The sequence below is a fragment of the Actinomadura geliboluensis genome (genome assembly GCF_005889745.1).
Taxonomy (GTDB): Bacteria; Actinomycetota; Actinomycetes; order Streptosporangiales; family Streptosporangiaceae; genus Spirillospora; species Spirillospora geliboluensis.
In genome coordinates this window covers 1-14,248 of the sequence record NZ_VCKZ01000036.1, presented here as the reverse complement: position 1 = coordinate 14,248, position 14,248 = coordinate 1, and the positions used below count along the sequence as shown (strand labels likewise).

Here is a 14,248-nt window from a genome sequence, read left to right as displayed (position 1 = left end):
TACCGACCCCGCCACGTTGCGGGCCCGCCCGGGCGTCAGGGACCGCTGTGGACGAGGGGTGCCCAGAGGGTGGGGTCGGCGCGGTGGCGGGCGCGCATGCCGAGGACGACCTCGCGGAGGACGGGCGCGGCGGCGTCGGCGGCCGGGGTCTCCGGCAGCGCCGCGTAGAAGGCGGTGGCGGCCTCGGCGGCGGCGGTGTCGTCGACGGGCCAGAGGCTGGCCACGACGTGCCGGAACCCGGCGAACTGGAAGGCCGACGCCAGGTGCAGCACCTCGTCGGCGTACCGGACGCCGTGGTCGGCGGTCGAGCAGGCCGACAGGTACGCCAGCTCCGCCTCGGCCGGTCGCAGGCCGGCGATCTCGGGGAGCGTCAGCGTCCGGTCGTGCAGCAGCAGGCCGCCGGCCGCGGGCGAGACGGGGTTCGCGACCGCGTGGCAGGCGAAGTGCGCCCAGGTGGCGTTGCCGATGGCGGTGAGGACGTTCGCGGCGGTGGCGCGCGGGCCCGTCAGCGTCGAACCGCCGAGGAGGGACGCCTCCGCCGCCGCTCCGGGCAGGTCGGCCTGGCCGGGGGTCTGCTCCAGCACGACCGTCAGCGGTTCCCGGCGGGTGGCGGGCGGCCGGTTCCGCGCGTCCCTCAGGGCCCGCAGGGACGGGACGAAGGAGGAGACCATGACGTCGAGGGCACCGGGCCGGCCCGGTTCCTCGGCGGCGTGCAGCGGCAGCAGGCCCAGCGCGCCGGTCGGCAGCCACCAGACGCGGTGCGGTCCCGGGCGGGGCGGTCCGAGGGCGTCCGCGGCGGGGCCGACGGCCGTCCGCCACAGCCAGGCCAGGACGTCGCGGACGGTCCGCCGCCGCACCATCACACGGCTGAGCGTCCCCCCGCCGGACAGCGCCGCGAGCAGGGCGGTGACCTGGTCGGCCACGGCAGCGTCCCGGAGTTCCGGCAGCGGCACGCGGACGGGCGGACGGTCGGCCGTGACGAGGACGGCGTCACCGCCGTCCCGGCCCGCGTTGACCAGGACGACGGTGCCTCCGGCCGCGGCGGCGCGCAGGTCGTCCAGGCGCGGCGCCGCCAGGAAGCGCTCCAGCCCTGGGAGTGCGCGGATGCGGCGCAGCAGCGTGTCGTGGTCGTGCCACCAGCGGCGGCGCTCGTCGGCGCCGAAGCCGGGGGTGGCGAGCCGCTCGCACACCCACTGGAACCGGTCGGCGAGCCGGGCGTCGCGGTCGCGGAGGTCGGCCGCCCCCGCCCGGGTGCCGGCCTGCGCGGCCAGCAGCACGCCCCGGCCCAGCTCGGCGAACTCGACGGCGCCCGCCGGGTCGCCGCGGTCGCAGTGGGCGGCGACGCCCGCGGCGACCAGGCCCGCGTGCGCACCGATCCGGTGCTGCTGGTCGGCCCATCCGGCCTCGCGCGGCGCGACGGACGGCAGCAGCGCGGCGGCGGCGTCCAGCAGCTCCGCCGCCTGGCGGCCGGCTCCGGCGGCCCGGGCGAGCAGGCCCGCCGCGTGCCGGGCCGCGACCCGGTCGGCGGGGGACGCGGTCGGCTGCTTGTCGTCCAGCCCGGCGAGGGCGTGGATCCGGTCCGGGGGCGGCGCGCCGCCGCCGCGCTCCACCCTGGCCTGGTAGGCGCGGCACAGCCCGGCCGCCGCCCGCGGCCGGTCGGGGTGGTCTCGCGGCAGGCCGTTCCAGGCGCGTTCGGCGAGGTCGACGGCGGCGGTGAGGTCGCCGGGGGAACCGCCGGCGCGGTGCCGGGCCAGCCGCGCCGCCGCCAGGTCGGCCCACCGGCGCGGGAGGTCGGCATCGTCGGCGGGCGTCCGGGCGACGGCCCGGCCGCCGAGGATGATCGCCCGGTCGAGGTCGGCGGAGTCGCCGGTGGCCTGGTGGCGCGTCCAGTACGCGGCGGCGAGGCGGGCGAGCCGGCCGGCCAGCGCGGCATCGTCGGCGGCCGTGGCGCCGACCGCCCGCCGACCGAGTTCGATCGCGCGGTGGAGGTCGGCGTCGGAGGCGACGGTGCCGGACCGGAGCCGGTACGCCTCGCCGAGCATCGACCACCGCGCCGGAAGGCTCCCGGGCGATGCCAGGCTCTCCTCCCCCGCCTCGACCGCCCGCGCGAGGTCGGTGAGCACGCCGGTCCGCGTGTACCGGGTCAGGTGGACGGCGGCGAGGTGCGCGGCGGCCGGGCCGCGCGCCGGATGCCCGGACGGGACGGCGGCCAGCGCCCAGCCCGCGACCGTGGCGGCGCGGTTCAGGTCGTCGAGCGAACCGGTCGCGATCGAGCGCCGGTGCAGCGCGTCGGCGAGGCTGCGCAGGACGACGGGGCGGCGCCGGTCGTCCTCGGGGAGCGTGTCGAGGGCGTCCCCGGCGAGGACGACGGCCCGGTCGAGTTCGTCCGGGTCGCCGGTGCGGCGCTGCCTGCGGAGCACGGCGGTGGCGGCCTCCGCCAGGTGGACGCCCCGGTCGGGGTCGTCCTCGGGCGCGGACGCGGCGACCTGTTCGGCCAGGTCGGCGGCCCGGTCCAGGTCGGCGCGCGACCCGGTCCGCTCGTGTCTGCGCAGCAGCACCGCGCTCAGTTCGGAGCGCCATGCCGGACGGGCGTCCTCTCCGGCGGCGGTGAGGGCGCTCTCGCAGAGGCGCACGGCGGTGTTGAGGTGCCCGGGGTCGTCGCTGTGCTCGAACAGGAGCCGGTGGGCGGTGCCGAGATCGGCGAGGACGTGCGGCCCGCCGCCGTCGTGCGCGACGCGTTCGAGCAGGCGGATGCCGCGCCGGAGGTCTTCGGGGTCTCCGCGCAGCTTGTACCGGCATCGGTAGGCGGCCGCGAGGGCCTCCCAGGCCGCCGCCGTTTCGGGGTGGCCCGCTACGGCCTTCTCTCCGGCGGTGACGGCCTGGTCCAGGTCGTCCGGTGAGCCGTCCCGCTCATGGCGGAGGCGGAGAGCCGTGCAGAGCGCCGCCTGCCGCGAGACGTCGGCGGGCCTGCGGGCCGCTGCCGGGGTCATGAGGGCGATCGCGGCATCGAGCAACGCAGGATCCCGCGCGGGAGACCGCAGCATGGCGTGCGCCGCGGCCGCCTGGGTCTCGTCGTCGGACGCCCGGCCGAGCAGCGGCCGCATCGGCGGCGGGACCCGGCGGCGGTCGGCGGCGACGGGCGCGAGCGCGACCACGGCCCGCGCGAGATCGACGTCCCCCGCCGCTCCCTCGCGAAGGCTGTGCCGCTCGTAGTGCAGCCGCGCCAGCAGCACGCTCGCCCGCGCGTACGCGTCGATCAGCACCGGCGACGCCGTCGCGGTGTCGACGGCCCGGACGTTCCGCCACAGCCCCTCGGCGTACTCGCCGGCCTCCGCCCCCAGCGGCAGCGTCCGGTCGCCGATCGCCTCGTACTCCGCCAAGAGGTCCGCGAGCTTGGCGGACAGGTCGTCCAACGGCATCGGGGAAGCCCGCCCGCTACCAGTGCAGGTTCAGCAGCAGGGCGCGGGCCGGGCTGTCGCGTTCGCGGGCCGCCGCCAGCACCAGCCCTTCGCCGGGACGCCCCACCAGCTCGACCGGCTGGTACAGGCCGCTCGCGCCGTGGTCGAGCCGGACCAGCTCCGCGCCCGACTCGACCTCCCACGCCAGCGTCAGCGGCCCGCTCGTCGCGGCGGCCACGACCCGCAGGTCCGGCAGGACGCCGAGGGCGACGTCGGCGGAACCGGCCGCGTCGAAGGAGAAGGTGCGCAGAAGTTCGCCGGTGAGGCCGTCCCAGACGTGCACCGCCGATCCGGACGCGGCCGCGACCCGGAAGGAGCCGTCGTCCAGCGTGGCGAGCGCCACCTTCGGCATGGCCGCCATCGCCCGCGACTCCAGCGCGAACTCGTGCGTCTTCGCGCCCGTGTCGACGTCCCAGACGTGGACGGTCGAGCGCTCCGAGTCGTCCGACGCGGCGGCGACGCAGGTGTGCCCGTCCGCCAGCACCGCCGCCGCGACCGACCAGACGATCTCGACGCCGGGCGGCCCGACCGTGAAGCAGGCCCGCTCGCGGACGTACTCGACCGACCAGACCCGGACCGTCCCGTCGTCGCTCCCGGAGACCAGCGAGGGGACCTGGCCCGGCGGGCACGCCCACGCCACCGCGTTGACCGCGCCCTCGTGGTCGTCGATCTCCTGGAGGGCGGTGCCGTCCAGCGCCGACCAGACCCGGACGAGTTGGTCCTTCCCGGCCGTCGCCAGGACGGTCGTCCCGTCGCCGGTCACGGCCAGCGCGACGTCCAGCACCCACTTGGTGTGGCCGGCGAACGTGCGCGCCGCCGCGCCGTCGCGGAGGTTCCACAGGCGGGCCGCGTCGTCGTGCGCGGACGCGAGCACGGTCCGGCCGTCGGGCAGGGCGGCGAGGGCCAGCGCGTTCGGGCTCGGCCCGCCGCCGGCGGTGTCCGGCCAGGCGGGCGGCGTGATGTCGCGGACGTCCACCCGCGAAGGCGCCCAGGCACGCGGCCTCCCCGTGGCGGCGCGGACCGGGCCGGACGGCGTCAGCCCGTCCGGCGCCGGTGGCCCGTCCGGTGTCAGCGCCCACTCGGACCGGGGCCTGCCGTAGACGTACCGCCACTCGTCGGCGTCGACACTGGCGATCACCGACCCGTCCGGGAGGGCGCTGAGGCCCGCGGGCATCTCGGGACGGCCCTTGATCGGCGCCTCGAAGCCGACGTCGTCGAGGTCGGTGTCGCGGTACGGGAGTTCGGGGTCCTCATTGGCCCGGACGACCTCCACGTACCTCCGGACGGCGGTCTCCTCGTCCGGATAGTCGACGACCCGGTATTCGCTGCCCGGATCCATGTTCTCGATGACGGCGAACCGGCGCGCGCCGTCCTTGGGATCGTCGTACCGCGCCACCTCGATCGAGCCTCCGAGAAGCGCGTGCGTCTCCGTCCGGCGCAGCGTCGTCCCGGCGTCGACCGCGGAGTGGAGTTCGTCCCAGAGGTCGTCCTTTAGTTCGCCCCAGCATTCGTACAGGCAGGAGCCGCCGGTGTCGTAAAGGACGCGGGAACCGTCGGCGCCGCATACCCGGCGGAACGGCTCGGCGTCGACCGGAGTCGGCTCCCAGCGCCCCTTATGCCGCCGCATTTGCGCCTGGACCGCCTGCCACGCCGCGCCCTTATCCGGAAACGCGCGGACGCCGAAGCCCTGGTGACGCACATACCAGTCGCCAGAACCGAGTTCACCGACCTGGATATGGACGGGCCCCTCAATCGGATCGTGGTCGCGCAGAACCCACTGCATCACCGGGGAATGACCATCGTCCAATGCGAAGTTCCAGAACCTGGTGCCGGGCACGCGGCGATCCTAACCACGGGCACCTCCGTTGTACGCGATGCCGGGAAAGATGCCGGGAAACGGCCACCGGCCGCCCCGGCGCGGATAGCGTTCTCGCCCGTGGAACAACGGAACAACGACGAATCCGCCGAACGGCGGGCGCTCGGCGCGCTCTGCGACGACCTCCCGGCGCTGCGGGAGCAGTGCGCGGACGGGCCCGAGCGGCTGCTGCTGTCCCGCGTCGAGGCCGCGGCCCGCGCCCGCCGCCCCGTCCGCGCGCTGCTCGCCGAACTCGTCGGCGGCGACCCGGGCGGCCCGGGGCGCGGGCCCGCCGCCGGCCTCCCCGGCGCCGGCCCCGGGCGGGCCGACGAGGAGACATTCGGCTGCCCCGACGGGGCCTGCGACCGGATCGCCGACGGAGTGCCCGCCGGCCCGTTCCCGCGCTGCCGCGTCACCGGCCTCCCGATGGCCCCGCGGTGACGGCGTGAACGCCTTCTTCACCGAGCTCGCCAAGAAGCTCGCCGAACGCTGGGTGGGGCTGCTCGCCGTCCCCGGCCTGCTGTTCGTCGGCGTCGCCTGGGCCGGGTCCCGGCTCGGCTGGGCGCACGCCCTCGACCTGGCCATGCTCCGCGCCCAGGTCACCGCCCTCGGGACGGAGCAGGGCAAGCTCACCGTATCGGCGCAGATCCTCACGGCCGTCTGGCTGCTGCTGGCCTCGTGCGGTATCGGCCTCGTCGTCCAGGCGCTCACCGCGCCCGTCCGCGCGCTGTGGCTCGGCCAGTGGCCGCGCGGCCTGCACGGGCTACGCGACCGGCTCACCCGGGCACGGTCGGAACGCTGGAACGCGCACGTCGAAACGCGCCACGCCCTGCAGCGCGCGCACCCCGCCGCCGAGCGGACACCGGCGCAGCAGGCCGCCATCGACGCCGCCGCCGACCGCGCCAACCGGATCGCCCTCGCGCCACCGGCGCGCCCCACCTGGATGGGCGACCGGGTCGCCGCCGTCGAGCAGGTCGCGCTGAACCGCTACTCCCTCGATCTGGCGTTCGCCTGGCCGCGGCTGTGGCTCGTCCTGCCCGACCCGGTCCGCGCCGACATCTCCGCCGCGCACGGCCAGTTCGCCGCGACCGTCGTCACGTTCGCCTGGGCGATCCCGTACGCGGTGCTGACCGTGTGGTGGTGGCCGGCCGCGGTCGTCGCGCTCGCCGTCGCCCTCACCGGGTGGACGCGCGCCCGCTCCGCGCTGGCCGAACTCACCGACCTCACCGAAGCGGCGCTCGACCTGCACGGACGCACCCTCGCCACCTCCCTCGGGACGTCGCCGCCCGAGAGCACGGGCCCCCTCTCGCAGGACGAGGGCCGGGCCATCACCCGCCAGACCCGCAAGGGACGCTGACCCGCCGAGCCGAGGACGACGGGTGCGATAACAGCTGATCTGTTCGCACGTTCATCACGTCTATCACTGCGATGTTCGCAAAACAAGACGTTATATTTTCCACGGCGCCGACCTATGATCAACCTCGGTCAGCCGGCACCGCCCGTCCGCCGCCGCGGCGGAGGGCCGCCTCGCTCTGCCCCCGAGCACAGGAGGTCCACATGTCTCCGCACGTCAACCCGTTCTCACGGCGCAAGTTCCTCGGCTGGAGCGGGGCCGGCGCGGCCACCGTGCTGCTCGGCACCGGCGCGCTCGGCGCGTCCGCCGCGCACGCCTACACGTTGCGTAAATCTGGTCTCTTCACACTCGGCATCGCATCGGGCGACCCGTCCCCGGACGGCTTCGTGCTCTGGACCCGGCTGGCGCCCGACCCGTTCGCCGCCGACGGCAGGGCCGGGATGCCCGACCGCCGCATCAAGGTCGAGTACGAGGTGGCGCACGACGAGGGGTTCCGCCGGATCGTCCGGCGCGGCGAGGCCGTGGCGACGCCCGAACTCGGCCACTCGGTGCACCCGGAGATCTCCGGGCTCGCACCCGGCCGCGAGTACTTCTACCGCTTCCGCGCCGCCGGGGAGATCTCGCCCGTCGGCCGCACCCGCACCATGCCCGCCGCCAGGTCGCTCCCGCGCGAGCTCTCGTTCGGCGTCGCGTCCTGCCAGGCGTGGCAGGACGGCTACTTCACGGCCTTCGACCACATGGCCGACGAGGACTTCGACCTGATCGTCCACCTCGGCGACTACATCTACGAGTACGAGCTCACGAACAACAACCGGCGCGGGGTGACCGTCCCGCCCCAGTTCGGCACGGAGACCTTCGACCTCGCCCGGTACCGCCTCCAGTACTCGCTCTACAAGGCCGAGGAGCCGCTGCAGCGGGCGCACGCGCAGTGCCCGTGGATCCACACCCTCGACGACCACGAGGTGGTGAACGACTGGGCCGACGACACCGTCCTCATGGGCCGCAACCCCAACCCCGACCCGGCCGAGTTCGCCGCCCGCAAGGCCGCCGCCTTCCAGGCGTTCTACGAGAACCTGCCGCTGCGCCGCGCCCAGATGCCGGCGGGCCCGGACATCAGGCTGCACCGCCGCATCTCCTACGGCCGGCTCGCCGACCTCACCATGATCGACACGCGCGGCCACCGCGACATCCAGGCGTGCTCCTACGGCAACGGGACGGGTCGCACCTCGTCCTGCGACGAGCGCTTCGACGCCGCCCGCACCATCCTCGGGGACGAGCAGCGCCGCTGGCTGCTGGACGGCCTCGCCCGGTCGCGGGCCCGCTGGCAGATCCTCGGCAACCAGGTCCCGATGGGCGAGACCGACTGGGACGCGGGCCCCGGCAAGGACGTGTGGGTCGACCCGTGGGACGGCTACGTCGCCGACCGCAACAAGGTGCTCGCCGCCGCGCACGAGCACGGCGTCCGGAACCTGGTCGTGCTCAGCGGCGACCGCCACCAGAACTACGCCGTCGACCTCAAGCGCGACTTCGACGAGCCCGGTTCGCCGACCGTCGCGACCGAGTTCGTCACGACGTCCGTCACCTCCGGCGGCGACGGCGCCGACATGGACGACCTCGGCCGCAGGTTCCTCGCCGCGAACCCGCACATGCGCTTCTTCAACGCCCAGCGCGGCTACATCAGGGTGAACGTCGACCGCGACGCCTGGCGCAGCGACTTCCGCGTCCTGCCCTACGTCACCAGGCCGGGCGCCCCCGTCTCCACCCGGGCGTCCTTCGTCGTCGAAGACCGGAAGCCCGGAGTCCAGCCGGCCTGACCGCGTCCAGCCGCCGGACCCGGGTCAGGGGACGGCGGGGCGGGTGCGGCGGCGGGCTCCGATGAGGCGTTGGAGGGCGATGAAGCCGAACAGCAGGACGCCGATGGCGATGCGCGTCCACCAGGAGCTGAGCGTGCCCTCGAAGCTGAGGATGGTCTTGATGACGCCGAGGACGAGGACGCCGAGGACGCTGCCGACGAGGTAGCCGGAGCCGCCGGTGAGGACCGTCCCGCCGATGACGACGGCGGCGATCGCGTCCAGCTCCATGCCGATCGCGTGGGTCGGGTCGCCGGACAGGGTGTAGAGCGCGAACAGCACGCCGCCGAGTGCGGAGCAGAAGCCGCTGATCGCGTACACCTGGATCTTCGTGCGGCCGACGGGCAGGCCCATCAGCATCGCCGACTGCTCGTTGCCGCCGACGGCGTAGACGTTGCGGCCGGTGCGGGTCCACTGCAGGACGACGGCGCCGACGGCGGCCACGAGCAGGGCGGTGACCGCGCCGTAGGAGAGGTGGTCGCCGCCCGGCAGGTGCAGGGAGTTGAGGGCGAGGGTGTCGAAGAACGCGTCGTCGATGGAGATCTGGTTCTCGCTCAGCGTCAGGCACAGGCCGCGCGCCAGGAACATCCCGGCGAGCGTCGCGATGAACGGCTGCACCTGGAACACGTGGATCATGTAGCCCATGGCCGCGCCGAACAGCGTCCCGAAGGCGAGCACCAGCGGGATGACGGCCGGCGCGGGCAGGTGCAGCTTCATCGTGCCGATCGCGCACAGCATCCCCGACAGCGCCACCACGGAGCCCACCGACAGGTCGATGCCGCCGGTGAGGATCACGAACGTCATGCCGACCGCGACGACGATGAGGAACCCGTTGTCGATGAACAGGTCGAGGAAGACCTGGGTGGTGCCGAAGTTCGGGTAGCGGATCGCCCCCGCCGCGAACGCGGCCACGAACAGCCCGAGCGTCACCAGGACGGGCACATGCCTGCGGCGCGGCACGAGGGCCCGCCCGCGAACGGCCGCACCAGAGAGAACCGCACTCACGCCGTGACCTCCTGCTTGCTGGGCTTGGCCGGCTCCGGGCGCGCGGGCCTTCGGCGGCGGGCGAACTTGGCGCGGAAGGCGGGCGACTGGAGGAGGCACACGATCGTGACGACGACCGCCTCGAAGACCAGCGTGGTGCGCGGCGGGATGCCCGCGGTGTAGATCGTGGTGTCGAGGGTCTGGATGATGAGGGCGCCCACGACCGTCCCGGCGAGCGAGAACCGGCCGCCGGTGAGGGCGGTGCCGCCGAGGACGACGGCGAGGATCGCGTCCAGCTCGATCCACAGCCCGGCGTGGTTGCCGTCCGCCGACAGCGTGTTGGAGCTGATCATCAGCCCGGCGATCCCCGCGCACAGCCCGCAGAACGCGTACGCCAGGACGATCAGCCCGGCGGCGCGGATGCCGACCAGCCGGGACGCCTCGGCGTTGCCGCCGACCGATTCCAGCAGCATGCCGAGCGCGGTGCGCCGGGTCAGCAGGACGGTCGCCGCGAGCGCGATCGCCACCAGGATGATCGCGAACGGCAGGCCGAGCCAGTAGCCGCCGCCGATCATCTTGTAGTCCTGGTCGTTGATCGTGATGATCTGGCCGCCGGTGATGAGCTGGGCGACGCCGCGTCCCGCCACCATCAGGATCAGCGTCGCGATGATCGGCTGGATGCCGAGGCGGGTGACCAGCAGCCCGTTCCACATCCCCAGCAGCAGCGACACGATGACGGCGGCGCCGATCGAGACGACGAGGCCGTGGCCCTCGCTGATCAGGTAGCAGGCCAGCGCGCCGGAGATGGCGACGGTCGCCCCGACGGACAGGTCGACGCCGCCCGTCGCGATCACGACCGTCATCCCGAGCGAGACGAGGATCAGCGGCGCCCCGAACAGCAGGATGTCGATGAGGCTCCCGTACAGGTGGCCCTGCCGCACGTGGATCGCCAGGAAGCCGTGCGTGAAGACGACGTTCCCGAGCAGCAGGACGACCAGCACGGTCACCGGCCAGAACAGCGTGCTCCGGGTGAGGACGGCGAGTCGGGAGAGGGAGTGCGCCCGGTTCATGCCTCCGCGTCTCCGTTCGCGATGGTCTGCAGGATGCGTTCGGGGGTCAGCGACCCGTCATTGCGGAGTTCGGCGACGAGCCTGCGGTCGCGCAGCACCTCGACCTTGTGCGAGATGCGCAGCACCTCCTCCAGCTCGGCGGAGATGAACACGACGCCCATGCCGTCGCGGGCGAGCGACACCACGAGGCGCTGGATCTCGATCTTGGCGCCGATGTCGATGCCGCGCGTCGGCTCGTCCAGGATGAGCAGCTTCGGCCGGGTGATGAGCCAGCGGGCGAGCAGCACCTTCTGCTGGTTGCCGCCGGACAGGTTCTTCACCGGGGTGTCCGGGTCGGGCGGGTGGATGCGCAGCGCCTTGACGTACTCGTCCACCAGCTCGTCGCGGCGGCGCCGGCTCAGCGGGCGGAGCCAGCCGCGCGCGGCCTGCAGCGCGAGGACGATGTTCTCCGCGACGCTCAGGTCCATGACCAGGCCGTCGCCCTTGCGGTCCTCGGGGCAGTACGCGACGCCCCGGTCGATCGCGGCGCGCGGTGTGCGGATCGCGACCGGGCCGTCGGCCGTCCGGATCCGGCCGCTGTCGGCGTGGTCCGCGCCGAAGATCAGCCGGGCGAGCTCGGAGCGGCCGGAGCCGAGCAGGCCCGCGAACCCGACGACCTCGCCCGCGCGCAGGTCGAGGTCGGCGGGGGCGATCGCGCCGGTCCGGCCGACGCCTTCGAGCGCGAGCAGCCGCTCCCCCTCGGGGGCGCCGAGGGAGGTCTCGTCGAGTTCCTCCAGCGACGCGAGCTCCTGCCCGGTCATCTTCGCGACCAGCTCGAACCGGCTCAGCTCGCCGATCGGGTACTCGCCGACGAGGCGGCCGTTGCGCAGCACCGTCACGCGGTCGCAGACCTCGTAGATCTGCTCCAGGAAGTGGGAGACGAACAGGATCGCGACGCCGTCGTCCTTCAGCCGGCGCATGACGTCGAACAGCCGGCCGACCTCACCGCGGTCGAGGCTGGACGTCGGCTCGTCCAGGACCAGCACCTTCGCCTGGAGGTCCACCGCCCGGACGATCGCGACGAGCTGCTGCACCGCGAGCGAGTACGACCCGAGCTGCGCGGTGACGTCCAGGTCGAGGTCGAGCCGGGCCAGCAGCTCGGCGGCGCGGCGGTTGATCGCCGCCCAGTCGATGCGGCCGGACCGGCGGCGCGGCTGGCGGCCGATGAAGACGTTCTCGGCGACCGACAGGTTCGAGCAGAGGTTGACCTCCTGGTAGACGGTGCTGATGCCGAGCCGCTGGGCGTGCAGCGGCCCCTGGACGAGGGTGCCGCGCCCGTCGATCGCGACGGTCCCGGCGTCGGCCCCGTAGACGCCGGTCAGCACCTTGATGAGGGTGGACTTGCCGGCGCCGTTCTCCCCCATCAGCGCGTGCACCTCGCCGGGGAACAGCCGGAACGCCACGTCGTCGAGGGCCTGGACGCCGGGGAACCCCTTGGAGATGCCGTCCATCTCCAGGACGGGAACGGTCATGGCCGCCTCCTCCTAGCCTGGGGGTCAGTACTTGCGGGTGGGCAGCGCCTCCTTGGCCTTGGCCTGGTCGAAGACCGTCTCGACGGTGACGATGCGCTTCTCGACCTTCTCGCCGGCCTTGACCTTCTTCGCCGTGTCCATCAGCTGGCCGCCGAGCAGCGGGTTGCACTCGACGATGAAGTTGAACTTGCCGTCGGCGAGGGCCTGCATCCCGTCCTTGACCGCGTCGACCGTGACGATCTTGATGTCCTTGCCGGGGGTGAGGCCGGCCTCCTGGATCGCCTGCATCGCGCCGAGGCCCATGTCGTCGTTGTGGGCGAACAGCACGTCGATGTCCTTGTGCGCCTTGAGCAGGGCCTGCATGACCTCCTTGCCCTTGGCGCGGGTGAAGTCGCCGGACTGCGAGGCGATCACCTTGAGGTTCGGGGCGGCCGCGATGGCCTGCTCGAAGCCCTTCTTGCGGTCGATCGCGGGCGCGGCGCCGACGGTGCCCTCCAGCTGGACGATGTTGACCGGCTCCTTGGCGTCCTTGTACTCCGACACCAGCCAGTCGCCGGCCTTCTTGCCCTCCGCGACGAAGTCGGAGCCGAGGAAGGTCACGTAGAGGGACGCGTCGGAGTCGACGGCCCGGTCGGTGAGGACGACCGGGATGTCCGCCGCCTTGGCCTCCTTGAGGACGGCGTCCCAGCCGGTGACGACCACCGGGGAGAATGCGATGACGTCGACCTTCTGCTTGATGAAGGACCGGATCGCGGCGATCTGGTTCTCCTGCTTCTGCTGGGCGTCGGAGAACTTCAGGTCGACGCCCGCGGCCTTCGCGGCCTCCTGGATCGACTTGGTGTTGGCCGTCCGCCAGCCGGACTCCGCGCCGACCTGGGAGAAGCCGAGGACGAGCTTGCCGGAGCCGGAACCGGAGCCGTCGTCGCCGGAGCCGCAGGCGCTGAGGGCCGTCAGCGCGAGCGAGGCGCCCGCGACGGCGACGATGAGCCGCTTGAGCATGGGATCTTCCTTCTTCCTCGGGGGGTCGGCGAAGGGCGTCTGGGGCGGCGTCCGCGGGCCCGCGAATGTTAGCGGTAACATTCGGAGCCGAGGACGGGACCCCGCCGAGGCGGGGCTCAGTGTGGCGCGTGTCACGAATGTTTGCGCTAACTCTCCACCGTGTCAATCCCCCAGGGGTCTTTCGGGACCTGATCGCGGCCCTTGACGCCGGGCGCTGGTACCGCTAACAGTCCGCCTCCGAGCACCGCCCGCCCGGCCGCCCGCGGAGTTACCGTGAAGGGATGTGACGGGACGAATCGCCCGCCGCGGCAGCGGCCGCGGCGCCGCCCGCGCACGGGCGGCGGCTCCGGTCCGGCACCGGCCGAAAAAAATCAATCTCGATCGCGTGTGATCGTTTCGGCCCGCATAAGCGTCTCCAGAACGGGGAGGGGAAATGGTCGGGGGGAACGGGAGACGAGTTGGTGAAATCCATGACTGAGCCGCGAGTCGGCGTGGTAGTGCCCATATACAACGTGGAGCCGTATCTGGAGGAATGCCTGACCTCCATCGCACGGCAGTCGCTCCGCGAATTGGACGTCGTACTGGTCGATGACGGATCGACCGACACCAGCGCGAAGATCGCGCAGGACTTCGTGAACGAGGACCCCCGGTTCCGGCTGATCCGGCAGGCGAACGGCGGGCTCGGCAATGCGCGCAATGTGGGGGCGGCCAACGTGCGCGGCCGTTTCCTGGCGTTCGTCGACAGCGACGACGTCCTGCCCGGCTACGCGCTCGAACTGCTGGTGAGCACCCTGGAGCGGACCGGGTCGGACCTCGCCTCGGGCAACGTCCAGCTGCTCACCGAGGAGGGGCTGCGGCAGTCGCCGATGCACCGCCGCCCGATGGCGTCGACGCGGCTGCGCACCCACGTCACCCGCGACCACCTGCTGATGTACGACCGGCTGGTGCCCAACAAGGTCTTCCGCCGCGCGTTCTGGGACGAGCACGACCTGCGCTTTCCCGAGGGCGTCCTGTACGAGGACATCCCGGTGACGCTGCCGGCGCACTTCCTCGCCGGTCGATCTCCAGCATCCGCCGGAAGATGAGCGTGGACGCCTGCTTCGCCCAGGTAGCGCCGCCGCGGCCGACCCCGCGCCGTCTTCCTGGCGGCGGCCGCGGTCCTGGTGC

The 14,248-nt window shown here is 73.5% G+C and carries 10 protein-coding genes; 4 read left to right on the top strand and 6 right to left on the bottom strand.

The features are described from left to right. Window positions 1–35: 35 nt before the first annotated feature. Together ETD96_RS08030 and ETD96_RS08025 are read right to left on the bottom strand one after the other, a co-directional pair. Window positions 36–3,419, bottom strand: a complete 3,384-nt coding sequence (locus ETD96_RS08030) for a CHAT domain-containing protein (protein ID WP_138635654.1) — start codon at window positions 3,417–3,419, stop codon at window positions 36–38. A gap of 16 nt (window positions 3,420–3,435) precedes the next feature. After that, complete coding sequence (locus ETD96_RS08025) at window positions 3,436–5,085, bottom strand: WD40 repeat domain-containing protein (RefSeq protein WP_138635653.1); 1,650 nt, start codon at window positions 5,083–5,085, stop codon at window positions 3,436–3,438. A 309-nt stretch (window positions 5,086–5,394) separates the two neighbouring features. Between ETD96_RS08025 and ETD96_RS08020 the strand changes: the two genes are divergently transcribed. The 3 genes from ETD96_RS08020 (at window position 5,395) to ETD96_RS08010 (ending at window position 8,481) form a co-directional block, all read left to right on the top strand. After that, on the top strand, window positions 5,395–5,754 hold the full coding sequence (locus ETD96_RS08020; RefSeq protein ID WP_138635652.1) for a hypothetical protein: 360 nt from the start codon (window positions 5,395–5,397) through the stop codon (window positions 5,752–5,754). A gap of 4 nt (window positions 5,755–5,758) precedes the next feature. Further along, on the top strand, window positions 5,759–6,670 hold the full coding sequence (locus tag ETD96_RS08015) for a hypothetical protein (protein WP_138635651.1): 912 nt from the start codon (window positions 5,759–5,761) through the stop codon (window positions 6,668–6,670). Window positions 6,671–6,870: 200 nt separating this feature from the next. Continuing rightward, complete coding sequence (locus tag ETD96_RS08010; protein ID WP_138635650.1) at window positions 6,871–8,481, top strand: alkaline phosphatase D family protein; 1,611 nt, start codon at window positions 6,871–6,873, stop codon at window positions 8,479–8,481. A gap of 24 nt (window positions 8,482–8,505) precedes the next feature. Here ETD96_RS08010 and yjfF read toward each other — a convergent pair whose 3' ends face one another. Genes yjfF through ETD96_RS07990 form a run of 4 tightly spaced genes read right to left on the bottom strand, consistent with a single transcriptional unit; the run spans window position 8,506 to window position 13,081 of the window. Next, on the bottom strand, window positions 8,506–9,522 hold the full coding sequence (gene yjfF, locus ETD96_RS08005) for a galactofuranose ABC transporter, permease protein YjfF (RefSeq protein ID WP_205719157.1): 1,017 nt from the start codon (window positions 9,520–9,522) through the stop codon (window positions 8,506–8,508). Continuing rightward, the gene (locus tag ETD96_RS08000; protein ID WP_138635649.1) at window positions 9,519–10,571 is read right to left on the bottom strand and encodes an ABC transporter permease; all 1,053 of its coding nucleotides are present in this window, start codon (window positions 10,569–10,571) and stop codon (window positions 9,519–9,521) included. The genes yjfF and ETD96_RS08000 overlap by 4 nt, the downstream gene beginning before the upstream one ends. Continuing rightward, on the bottom strand, window positions 10,568–12,082 hold the full coding sequence (locus ETD96_RS07995) for a sugar ABC transporter ATP-binding protein (RefSeq protein ID WP_240807369.1): 1,515 nt from the start codon (window positions 12,080–12,082) through the stop codon (window positions 10,568–10,570). The genes ETD96_RS08000 and ETD96_RS07995 overlap by 4 nt, the downstream gene beginning before the upstream one ends. Window positions 12,083–12,106: 24 nt before the next feature. Continuing rightward, window positions 12,107–13,081, bottom strand: coding sequence for an ABC transporter substrate-binding protein (locus ETD96_RS07990; protein WP_138635648.1), 975 nt, complete (start codon window positions 13,079–13,081; stop codon window positions 12,107–12,109). A 470-nt stretch (window positions 13,082–13,551) separates the two neighbouring features. Here ETD96_RS07990 and ETD96_RS07985 point away from each other — a divergent pair, with 470 nt between their 5' ends. Then, window positions 13,552–14,166, top strand: coding sequence for a glycosyltransferase family 2 protein (locus tag ETD96_RS07985; protein WP_138635647.1), 615 nt, complete (start codon window positions 13,552–13,554; stop codon window positions 14,164–14,166). Window positions 14,167–14,248: the final 82 nt, after the last annotated feature.

Coding starts and splice junctions, on each gene's coding strand:
- ETD96_RS08030 (WP_138635654.1), bottom strand. CDS start 3,419: ATGCCGTTGGACGACCTGTCCGCCAAGCTCGCGGACCTCTTGGCGGAG.
- ETD96_RS08025 (WP_138635653.1), bottom strand. CDS start 5,085: ATGCGGCGGCATAAGGGGCGCTGGGAGCCGACTCCGGTCGACGCCGAG.
- ETD96_RS08010 (WP_138635650.1), top strand. CDS start 6,871: ATGTCTCCGCACGTCAACCCGTTCTCACGGCGCAAGTTCCTCGGCTGG.
- ETD96_RS08000 (WP_138635649.1), bottom strand. CDS start 10,571: ATGAACCGGGCGCACTCCCTCTCCCGACTCGCCGTCCTCACCCGGAGC.
- ETD96_RS07995 (WP_240807369.1), bottom strand. CDS start 12,082: ATGACCGTTCCCGTCCTGGAGATGGACGGCATCTCCAAGGGGTTCCCC.
- ETD96_RS07990 (WP_138635648.1), bottom strand. CDS start 13,081: ATGCTCAAGCGGCTCATCGTCGCCGTCGCGGGCGCCTCGCTCGCGCTG.
- ETD96_RS07985 (WP_138635647.1), top strand. CDS start 13,552: ATGACTGAGCCGCGAGTCGGCGTGGTAGTGCCCATATACAACGTGGAG.